Below are 9,317 nucleotides of genomic sequence, written 5' to 3' on the forward strand. Positions count from 1 at the left end.
GACCTCCGCTACTTCCTCTACCTTGTCTTTCATCTAAAAGTCGAGGTTGAGAACGTCGTCCGACTCGCGCGGCTCTTCCTCCGGCGCGTCCTCGACCTCGGCCAGAGTGACCGTAGCGCCGGTGGAATCAGCCAGCAGGCATAGGCGCCCGAAAGGCGAATCCCACGGCTCGCGGATAACCTCACCGCCAAGCTCTACTGCCTTGGCAGCAGCCGCCTCGAGATCACGCACGCCGAGGTAGGTCTGCCAGAAGCTCGGCACCTGCGGCGGGAACTGGCCCTCCGCGTTCCAAAAGCCGGCGAAAGGCGCGCCTTCTTCCTCCGCGGTGGCATAAGCATCGCCGCCACGGACCTCCCAGTTAAACAGCTCGCCGTAGAAGTCCAAGGCCTGCTGGTAGCTGGTAGTGGCAGTCAGTTCGTGCCAGACCGGCGTGCCCGGTTCGCCGCCGGCCACGAACTGGTCCGCGCCCGCCGGTTGAATGAGGCCAAACATGCCACCCGCGACGTCGACAAGCAGCGCCATATGGCCCAGCTGCACCTGCGTTGCCGGCACCAGCACCCGGCCGCCAAGCTGCTCCGCACGCGCACAATCGCCGTCGATGTCCTTGCTCAAAAAATAGGTCACCCACGTATCCGGCATGGAAGCCTGCTCTGGCTGCGGAATGAAGCCGGCAATCGGCAGGCCCTGCACGCGGCCCACGCGGTACTCGTTAGTGGAATCTACTTCCCAGCCCAGCACCTGCTCGTAGAAGTTCACGGATTTCCGCGGCTCAGAGGTGGTCAGGTCAATCCAGTAGGGCATGCCTACTTCAGCTTCGAAAGCGGGCATTACATGTTCCTCCACTTCTCCGGATCAAAGTCATCGTCTGCTGTGGCCTCATCGAAGTAATCGTCCTCGTCCTCATCTGCGGCGGCCACGCGCGCAGAAGTGCCATCGATACTGACCTCATCTCCTGGGTACAAGGTGGCGCCGCGCTGGGTTTGCACCTGCCCATTGACCGTGACCTCGCCTTGCGCGATGAGCTCCTTTGCTTCACCGCCGGTACCGACGAGGGAGGCCAGCTTGATGAACTGGCCGAGCTTAATGGAATCGCCCTTGATTGAGACTTCTAACATGCGGCATAGCTTACCGAGAAGGCACCTTGCCGGGATACTCAACCTTAAAGAAGTCCAAAATGGAGTTGGTTGCCCAATCGTGCGGGACAAGCCCGCTGCGATCCGTTACGCCACCGTTCCAGGTGTGCGTACCGCCCTTAATTTTGTAATTCACGGTGGGCACCGCGCAGGAACCCCACGTAAAGCGGGTGACTGCGTCTTCCCGGTGCTCGGCGGGGAAAGGATCGCAGGCATTGTCCTCGGCGACTTCCGCCATGGTCTCCTCCACACCGCGGTAGTGGCCACCGTGGGCGGTGCCGCCACCGTAATTAATAACGACGTCGGCAGTGCCGTGCACCGCAAAATAAGGGGTGGGCTTTCCTCCACAGTTTTCATCCACGGCATCGTAGTTCGCCGCGGAAACCGTGGCGGCGCCGTCCAACTGCCGGTTGCAGGCTAGGGCGCGCACGAAACCGCCGCCATTGGAAAAGCCTGCGGCAAAGACGCGGCCGTCGGTGTTGTAATTCTGTTTAACCCAGGCCAAGGTGTCATCGACCAAAGCGAAGTCTTCCCCCAAGGAAGTCTGCGCATAAGGCGCAGGCGCCCAAGCCTCCCCAATACCCGCCGGAAAGAGCGTGATGGCGTTGGCCTCATAGAGCTCAGTGTCCTGGAAGATGGTCGCGGGATCGCTGTTATATCCATGAAAGACCATGACCACCGGCGCAGGCTGCGCTGCGTCATAGTTATCGGGTACGTGCGCGATGAAGCTTCTGCCGCTGGGCAGCTCGATCGTGCGGTAGTGGCCGGTCTGCGTTGCGCCCTGGGAAGGAAGCTCGGCCTTTTCCGAGGCCGTTTCCATGTCCGCGGGATAATCATAGCGGCCGTGCCCCGGCTCATCGACGTGCGAGCACGCGCTCAAGCCTAGGCACAGCGCTATTAAAAGATACTTGCGCACCTATCTAGAGAGCGCGCAGCTTTACTGCTGTGCCGGTGGCGGTGACCATCAGCATGTCGTTGGCCTGGCCCATAGGCGAGTAATCAAAGCTGATGCCCACGACGGCGTCGGCGCCCAGCTCCTGGCCGCGGTTCCACAGCTCGTTAAGCGCTGCCTCGCGGGCCTTGACTGCCTCTTCCTCATAGCCAGCGGAGCGGCCGCCAGTGAAGCTGCGGAAGGAGGCGCCTAAGTCCTTGAGGAAGTTAATACCGGTCACCGTCTCACCCGCAATGACGCGAATGTACTCGGTGATTTCGTGACCATCGACGTTGTTGGTAGTGGTGAAAATCATGAGCCCTAGACTACCTGCGTTCTGGGGGAAGATCAGCGACGCTGAAGTACACGCCCGGTGTGCCGTCGGCGCGGGTGAACTCGACCTTCAAGTCGTCCTTCTTGCCAAAGCCCACGAGGTGGCGGGCCACAACGTGCTCGACGGACTTGATGCTTTCTGAGTCTGCCTCGACGTTGAGGAGGAGGATGTTGGGCTCAACAGCAAGGTCGAGGGTGCCGCGGGTGTTTTCGCGCTCGAAGACGCAGCGGCCGGTTTCGGTTTCTGGGTCCCAGTGGGCGTCAATCTTGGCAGAGAAATGTGATGCCAGCTGCTTGCCGTAGCGTGCCGGGCGATCGGTTGAAACGCGTGCGGTGGAATTGCTCATGCCGGTCACTGTACGTGATTTAGGTTTACCTAACCAGCGCGAGGATTCCCTCATAAATCATCACGCAGCCCAAGGCGCCGAAAATGAGGCCCGAGCCGATATCGAGATGGGCCGAATACTTCGTGAGGAAACGCGCCGCCGCGCGGACGATGAGCGCGAAGGTAGAAAACCACGCCACGGAGACCACAGTCAGGATGATGGCGATGAACACGGTCCATTCAAGCCCCATGTCAGGGCGAATGAACTGGGCAAAGACGGCACCGAAGAAGACAAGCGCCTTCGGGTTGGAAAGGTTGGTGAGCAGGCCCAGCTTGTAGGCGCGGCCAGCGGTGATGTCCTCGACGTCGCCAGTGCTCACTGCCTGCTCGATGTGCTCCTCGTCGAAGCTTCCCGCGTTTTCTGCCGAGTCCTGTGAAGTACTGCGGGCAGAGCTAAGGGCAGAGCGCCGTTGCGCCAGGCCCGAGCGGATGGAGCCATAGGCCATCCAGAGAAGGAAGCCGCCGCCCACCAGCTGCAGCAAGCCGAGCAGACTGGGGCGAGCGGCGATAAGAGCAGATAGTCCTGCCAGGGAGGCGGTGAGCCAGACGACGATTCCAGTGCAGATGCCCAGCGCACACATAATTCCGGCACGCATGGACCGCGGGGCGACGCGGATGACCTGCACTACATCAGGGCCGGGAGCGACGATCATCGCCACCCACACTCCTAGCAGCGAAACTAATGCAGCTAAAGTCATCCGACCCTTCTTTTGGCTCTTCTAGTAAGCACCCTTTACGGCCTGCTTGTGATCGCGCACTGCCTCGCCTGGGGCGTACAGCGGCATATCCTCGCCAGCCTTGTACCAGGTTACGTCGTTAAGCGGTGCCAAAGGCTTCTTTCCGGCAATCAGATCGGCGGCCTTCTCGCCCACCATCATCGTTGGCGAGTAGATGTTGCCGTTGGTCACGGACGGGAAGACGCCAGCATCAGCGATGTAGAGGCCCTCAATGCCCCAGACCTGCATGGTTTCTGGGTCCACAACCGCCATAGGGTCATCCTTGGAGCCCATCTTGGTGGTGCACGACGGGTGCAGTGCGGTCTCACCGTCGTTACGTACCCATTCGAGGATCTCCTCGTCGGTCTGCACGTCAGGGCCCGGGCTGATCTCGCGGGCGCCCACCTCAGCCATGGCTTCGGTGTCCAGCAGAGAACGCGCAACGCGCACTGCCTCGACCCACTCGCGGCGATCCTGGTCGGTCTTCAGGTAGTTGAAGAGAATCTCCGGCTTTTCGTGGATATCGGCGCTCTTGATGCGGACATGGCCCTTGGTATCGGAGAACATCGGGCCAACGTGCCACTGGAAGCCGTGCTTGACGTCGGCCTTCTGGCCGTCGTAGCGCACTGCCATCGGCAGGAAGTGGAACATCAGGTTCGGGGATTCCTCGTTCTCGTTGGAACGAACGAATCCGCCACCCTCGAAGTGGGAGGTTGCGACCGGGCCCTTCTTGGTGAGAATCCACTGCAGGCCCATAAATGGCCAGCGCCACTTGTCCAGGTAAGGCTGGGAAGAAGCGGTGGACTTGGTGGTCTCGTACTGGATGTAGACCTCGAGGTGATCCTGCAGGTTCTCGCCGACGCCCGGCAGGTGCTTGACGACGTCGATTCCGTGCTTGCGCAGCAGTTCCTCATCACCGACACCGGAGACCTGCAGCAGCTGCGGGGTGTTGATGGCGCCAGCGGAAAGGACGATCTTCTCGGCGAATACGCGGTGGACGCCGCCCTTCCACTCGTATTCCACGCCGACGGCCTTCTGGCCTTCGAAGAGAACCTTGGTGGTAAACGCGCGGGTACGAACCTCGAGGTTCTCGCGGTCTAGGTTCGGGTGCAGGTATGCACGCGCGGCGGACCAGCGCTTGCCGTGCTTGATGTTGCGGTCGAAAGGAGCAAAGCCTTCCTGGCGGTAACCGTTAACGTCGTTGGTCAGGTGGTAGCCGGCCTGCTGCACGGACTTGAACAGGGCCTGGAAGAGCTCGCTGGTTGCAGGACCGCGGGAAAGGTAGAGCGGGCCGTCGTGGCCGCGGCGCGGATCGTTATCTTCTGCCGCGGCGGCGTTTTCCATGCGGTTGAAATAAGGCAGGCAGTGCGCGAAGTCCCAGTTTTCCATGCCCGGGTTCTTGGCCCACTTCTCGTAGTCCATGGGGTTGCCACGCTGGTAAATCATGCCGTTGACGGAAGAAGAGCCACCCAGCAGCTTGCCACGGGCGTGGTAGATGCGGCGGCCATTCATCTCTGGCTCCGGCTCGGATTCGTACATCCAGTCGTAGTTCTTTGCACCAATCGGGAAAGAGAATGCGGAAGGCATGTGGACGAAGAGATCCCACAGGGAATCGTTGCGTCCGGCCTCAAGGACCAGCACACGAGTGTTCTTGTCTTCGGTCAGGCGTTCGGCGATGACGGAGCCTGCGGAGCCACCGCCAACGACGACTACGTCGCTTACTTCATCGGTGACCTTCTTAGCGGAACGCTTCTTGGTCAGCTTGTCCATAAAACCCATAAATCCCCTTCTTTCTGTGAAATATTTCACACGTCAAGATTGTCCCACCGGAAGTGAAAACATTGTAATTTATACAAAAGTCTGTATTTATTCACATCGCCTCATGTGCGGGCACTACCTTCAGAGTACACATCCTTCTAGAAGTTTGCCCATCTTAATGTATATTTACCTTGTCCGGATGGATGTCTCTGGAGATGAAATCCGAAGTCTTTGCACATAGGTTGCCCGAATATGATTCATTTCACTCACCTTTCTCTCCCTGCGATCTTGTGAGCATTTTGGGGCACCCGTGCGAAAGATTCGGCCCAAACCAACCAACATTAGGAGAAGTAGATGGCTAACTTTGACCCTCACGATCCTGAGGAGTCTCACACTTCAAGTAAAGTCCCCCAAGAAGGGGGTAAAAACACCTCTCTCGCAACCCCATCTGGAGAGCCCAAGAAGCGCAGCCCACGCTACCAAGTTCGTGCCCTCGTCGGCAGCTACAAGGCTGAAACCGGCGATGCCGTAGGCGCGGATCAGGTCCCTGCTCCCAAGACAAACTGGCCGGTATTTATCATCTCCGGCGTCCTCATTATTGCCATGGCGCTCTATGCCGGGCTCGGCCGCGATTCCGCGGCGGAAACCCTCGCCAGCGTCACCGGCTGGATCGGCCACAACCTCGGCTGGTTCTATGTCCTCACCGCCACCATCGCCGTGGTCTTCGTGCTCTATATTGCCTTTTCCAATGCCGGCAATATCCGCCTCGGCCCGGACCACTCGCGGCCGAAATTCAACACCTTCTCTTGGGCGTCCATGCTCTTTGCCGCCGGCATCGGCGTGGACCTCATGTTCTTCGCTGTCGCAGAACCCGTGACCATGTACGTCACCCCACCGGTCGGGGAAGGCGAAAACATGGAGGCCGCCAAGGAGGCCGTGGTGTGGGCGATGTTCCACTACGGCATCACCGGTTGGGCGCTTTATGCACTGATGGGCATGGCCTTCGGTTACTTCGCCTACCGCCTCAATATGCCGCTGGCTATCCGCTCCGCGCTGTATCCGCTCATCGGCAAGCGCGTACACGGCCCAGTTGGTGATGCAGTCGATATCGCTGCCATGCTGGGCACCGTCTTCGGTGTGACCGCCTCCCTGGGCATCGGTGTGGTGCAGCTGTCCTACGGCTTCCACCTCATCTTCGGCATCGAGCAGGGCCTTGGTCTGCAGTCCGCTCTCATCATTATTGCGGTGGCCATTGCCACACTGTCGGCTGTATCCGGTGTGGATAAGGGCATTCGCTTCCTCTCCGAGCTGAACGTCTATTTGGCCATCGCGCTGATGGTCTACGTCGTGGTCTTTGGCAAGACCGCCTACCTCTTCGATGCCATCGTGACCAATATCGGTGACTACGTCTCGAAGTTCCCATCCTGGACCATGGAGACCTTCGCCTTCGCCGAAGACCAAGCCAACGTAGACACTTGGATGCAGTCCTGGACCCTCTTCTTCTGGGCATGGTGGATTGCCTGGGCTACCTTCGTCGGCCTGTTCCTCGCCCGTATTTCCCGCGGCCGCACCCTGCGGCAGTTCATCTTCGGCGTGCTGACCTTCCCCTTCCTGTTCATCCTGATGTGGATGTCCTTCTTCGGCAACACCGCTTTGGACATGGTTCGTTCCGGCGAATACCCCGACTTTGCCGAAGCCGCAATCAATACACCGGAGCAAGGCTTCTACGACATGCTGGCCGAGTTCCCCGGCGCATCCATCGTCATCTTCTTGACCACGTTCATCGGTCTGCTGCTCTACATCACCTCAGCCGACTCTGGTGCGCTGGTGATGTCCAACTTCACCTCGAAGATTACGGATAGCCGCCAGGACGGCCCGAAGTGGATGCGCATCTTCTGGTCCGTCACCGTGGGCGCACTAACCCTGGCGCTTTTGCAGATCGATGGCATCACCACAGTCCAGTCCGCCACCGTGGTCATGGGCCTGCCTTTCGCCTTCGTGGTCTACCTCATTATGTTCTCCCTGTGGAAGTCCCTGCGCCTAGAAAACGTGCAGCGCGAAGCCCGCACCACCGCTATGCACGGAGTGATTTCCTCCCGTACCGAGCGCGAACCGGCCAATGCCGACCTCTGGAAGAACCGCCTCGACCGGGCCAATACCTTCCCCTCTAAGCAGGAGATGGATACCTATTTGCGCGAAACCGCCACCTACGCCCTCCAGCAGGTGGCAACGCACATGCGTACCCGCGGCTACGACGCCATCTTGCTCACCAGTGAGCTTCCCGACGTCGAACTGCCCCAACTCGACCTAGAAGTAAAGCTGCACAATGAGCGCATGTTCCGCTACCAGCTTTTCCCGGTAGCGGCCGAGCGCCCCGATTTCAGCGCGGGCGAAGGCGACGAGTACTACCGCCTTGAGGTCTACGATATGACCGGTTCGCTGGGCTATGACGTCTACGGCTATTCCGAGAACCAAATCATCAATAACGTGCTGGACCTCTACGAGCGCCACCTGGCCTTCCTCTACATGCAGCAGACCCAGCCGGGTGACTCCGATGTCTCTGATGGCGCCGAGCCCGAGCGCACCTGGCGCGAAGATAGCTAAGCTGGCCACTACAACTACCTCTATGAGAGAAAGGTTGCTTTTCACTTGAGCACCCAGAACACTTTGTTCGACCCCACCCAGACCGACCTGCTGAAGGGCGTGCATGCTGATGGCGCCCCGAAGTCCCTGTTCATCAACGGTAAGTGGGAAGCCGCCCAAAGCGGCGACACCCGCACCATCATTTGCCCGGCCGATGGTTCCACCGTCGGTTTAGTCTCCGAGGCATCCGACGAGGACACCAAGCGCGCCATCAAGGTTGCCCGTGAAAGCTTTGATAACGGCGAGTGGACTAATACCCCGGCCGCCGAGCGCGGCAAGCTGGTCATCCGCGTGGCCGATTTCATCCGCGAGCACAAAGAACTTTTCGCTTCCGCGGAGTCCGCTGATACCGGCAAGCGCTATGAGGAGTCCTTGGGCGATATGGATGACATCGCCAACGCCTTTGAGTACTTCGGCACCCTGGCCCAGCACCAGGCCGGCCGCGTAGTCGACCCGCAGGATCCCAACCTGCGATCGCGCATCGACGCCGAGCCCGTTGGCGTCTGCGGACTGATTACCCCGTGGAACTACCCGCTTCTGCAGGTCTCCTGGAAGGTCGGCCCGGCCCTGGCCGCCGGCAATACCTTCGTCCTCAAGCAGGCGGAACTCACCCCGCACACCGCGATGCTGCTCATGGCCGCCCTCAAGGAATGCGGATTGCCAGACGGTGTGGGCAACCTCATCACCGGCGCCGGTGCCAACTGCGGCAACCCACTGTCCCAGCATCCTGACGTCGATATGGTCTCCTTCACCGGCGGCCTGGTCACCGGCAAGATCATCGCAAAGAACGCTGCGGAGACCGTCAAACGCACCGCGCTCGAGCTCGGCGGCAAGAACCCGAACGTCATCTTCGCCGATGCCGATTTCGACGTCGCCGTGGACAACGCCCTCAATGGCGCCTTCTTCCACTCCGGCCAGGTCTGCTCCGCAGGCTCCCGCATCGTTGTCGAAGAGTCTCTGCACGATAAGTTCGTCGATGCCCTGGTAGAGCGCGCCAATAAGATCAAGATCGGCGGCCCGACCGATGACAAGGCCGAGACCGGCCCGCTCATCTCCGCCGAGCACCGCGAAAAGGTTGCCGCCTACGTGGACAAGGCCCGCGAGCAGGGCGCCAAGATCCTCACCGGCGGCCGCGCCGCCACCAGCGAGGACACCAATGGCCAGCACGGCACCGGCACCACCGACTTGGGCGCTGGTGTCTACTACCTGCCAACCATCATCGATGGCGCAACCCGCGAGATGGACTGTGTCCACGACGAGGCCTTCGGCCCTACCGTGACCATCGAGACCTTCACCACCGAGGAGGAGGCCATCGCCATCGCGAATGACACCGAGTACGGCCTGGCTGGCGCCGTCTACACTTCCGACGCCGGCCGCGCCGAGCGCGTTGCCCGCGCCCTGCGCCATGGCACCATCTG

The 9,317-nt window shown here is 60.3% G+C and carries 9 protein-coding genes; 2 read left to right on the top strand and 7 right to left on the bottom strand.

Annotated elements, in window-relative coordinates; translation table 11 throughout:
* Positions 1-33: 33 nt before the first annotated feature.
* The 7 genes from HMPREF2724_RS02175 to betA are packed head-to-tail and all read right to left on the bottom strand — an operon-like array spanning position 34 to position 5,277.
* The gene (locus HMPREF2724_RS02175) at positions 34-828 is read right to left on the bottom strand and encodes a VOC family protein (RefSeq protein ID WP_070586936.1); all 795 of its coding nucleotides are present in this window, start codon (positions 826-828) and stop codon (positions 34-36) included.
* Positions 828-1,115: an RNA-binding S4 domain-containing protein gene (locus tag HMPREF2724_RS02180; protein WP_070497491.1), complete on the bottom strand. Its 288-nt coding sequence runs from the start codon at positions 1,113-1,115 to the stop codon at positions 828-830. The genes HMPREF2724_RS02175 and HMPREF2724_RS02180 overlap by 1 nt, the downstream gene beginning before the upstream one ends.
* 10 nt (positions 1,116-1,125) lie before the next feature.
* Positions 1,126-2,049: a CE1 family esterase gene (locus tag HMPREF2724_RS02185; protein ID WP_070586940.1), complete on the bottom strand. Its 924-nt coding sequence runs from the start codon at positions 2,047-2,049 to the stop codon at positions 1,126-1,128.
* A 4-nt stretch (positions 2,050-2,053) separates the two neighbouring features.
* Complete coding sequence (locus HMPREF2724_RS02190) at positions 2,054-2,380, bottom strand: YbjQ family protein (RefSeq protein WP_062036309.1); 327 nt, start codon at positions 2,378-2,380, stop codon at positions 2,054-2,056.
* Between the two features lie 10 nt (positions 2,381-2,390).
* The gene (locus tag HMPREF2724_RS02195; protein ID WP_062036311.1) at positions 2,391-2,744 is read right to left on the bottom strand and encodes a DUF2218 domain-containing protein; all 354 of its coding nucleotides are present in this window, start codon (positions 2,742-2,744) and stop codon (positions 2,391-2,393) included.
* Between the two features lie 25 nt (positions 2,745-2,769).
* On the bottom strand, positions 2,770-3,480 hold the full coding sequence (locus tag HMPREF2724_RS02200; RefSeq protein ID WP_070455692.1) for a LysE family translocator: 711 nt from the start codon (positions 3,478-3,480) through the stop codon (positions 2,770-2,772).
* A 21-nt stretch (positions 3,481-3,501) separates the two neighbouring features.
* Positions 3,502-5,277, bottom strand: a complete 1,776-nt coding sequence (betA, locus tag HMPREF2724_RS02205; protein WP_070586942.1) for a choline dehydrogenase — start codon at positions 5,275-5,277, stop codon at positions 3,502-3,504.
* A 333-nt stretch (positions 5,278-5,610) separates the two neighbouring features.
* On the opposite strand from betA, the gene betT reads away from it, so the two are divergent.
* Together betT and HMPREF2724_RS02215 are read left to right on the top strand one after the other, a co-directional pair.
* Positions 5,611-7,860 (top strand): choline BCCT transporter BetT, encoded by a 2,250-nt coding sequence (betT, locus tag HMPREF2724_RS02210; protein WP_062036318.1) that lies wholly within the window; start codon positions 5,611-5,613, stop codon positions 7,858-7,860.
* 45 nt (positions 7,861-7,905) lie between these two features.
* On the top strand, positions 7,906-9,317 hold a 1,412-nt coding region (locus HMPREF2724_RS02215), incomplete at its 3' end, for an aldehyde dehydrogenase family protein (RefSeq protein WP_070586944.1).

The sequence above is a fragment of the Corynebacterium sp. HMSC071F07 genome, assembly GCF_001810285.1.
Classification (GTDB): Bacteria; Actinomycetota; Actinomycetes; order Mycobacteriales; family Mycobacteriaceae; genus Corynebacterium; species Corynebacterium simulans.

Coding starts and splice junctions, on each gene's coding strand:
- HMPREF2724_RS02180 (WP_070497491.1), bottom strand. CDS start 1,115: ATGTTAGAAGTCTCAATCAAGGGCGATTCCATTAAGCTCGGCCAGTTC.
- HMPREF2724_RS02190 (WP_062036309.1), bottom strand. CDS start 2,380: ATGATTTTCACCACTACCAACAACGTCGATGGTCACGAAATCACCGAG.
- HMPREF2724_RS02200 (WP_070455692.1), bottom strand. CDS start 3,480: ATGACTTTAGCTGCATTAGTTTCGCTGCTAGGAGTGTGGGTGGCGATG.
- HMPREF2724_RS02175 (WP_070586936.1), bottom strand. CDS start 828: ATGCCCGCTTTCGAAGCTGAAGTAGGCATGCCCTACTGGATTGACCTG.
- HMPREF2724_RS02195 (WP_062036311.1), bottom strand. CDS start 2,744: ATGAGCAATTCCACCGCACGCGTTTCAACCGATCGCCCGGCACGCTAC.
- betT (WP_062036318.1), top strand. CDS start 5,611: ATGGCTAACTTTGACCCTCACGATCCTGAGGAGTCTCACACTTCAAGT.
- betA (WP_070586942.1), bottom strand. CDS start 5,277: ATGGGTTTTATGGACAAGCTGACCAAGAAGCGTTCCGCTAAGAAGGTC.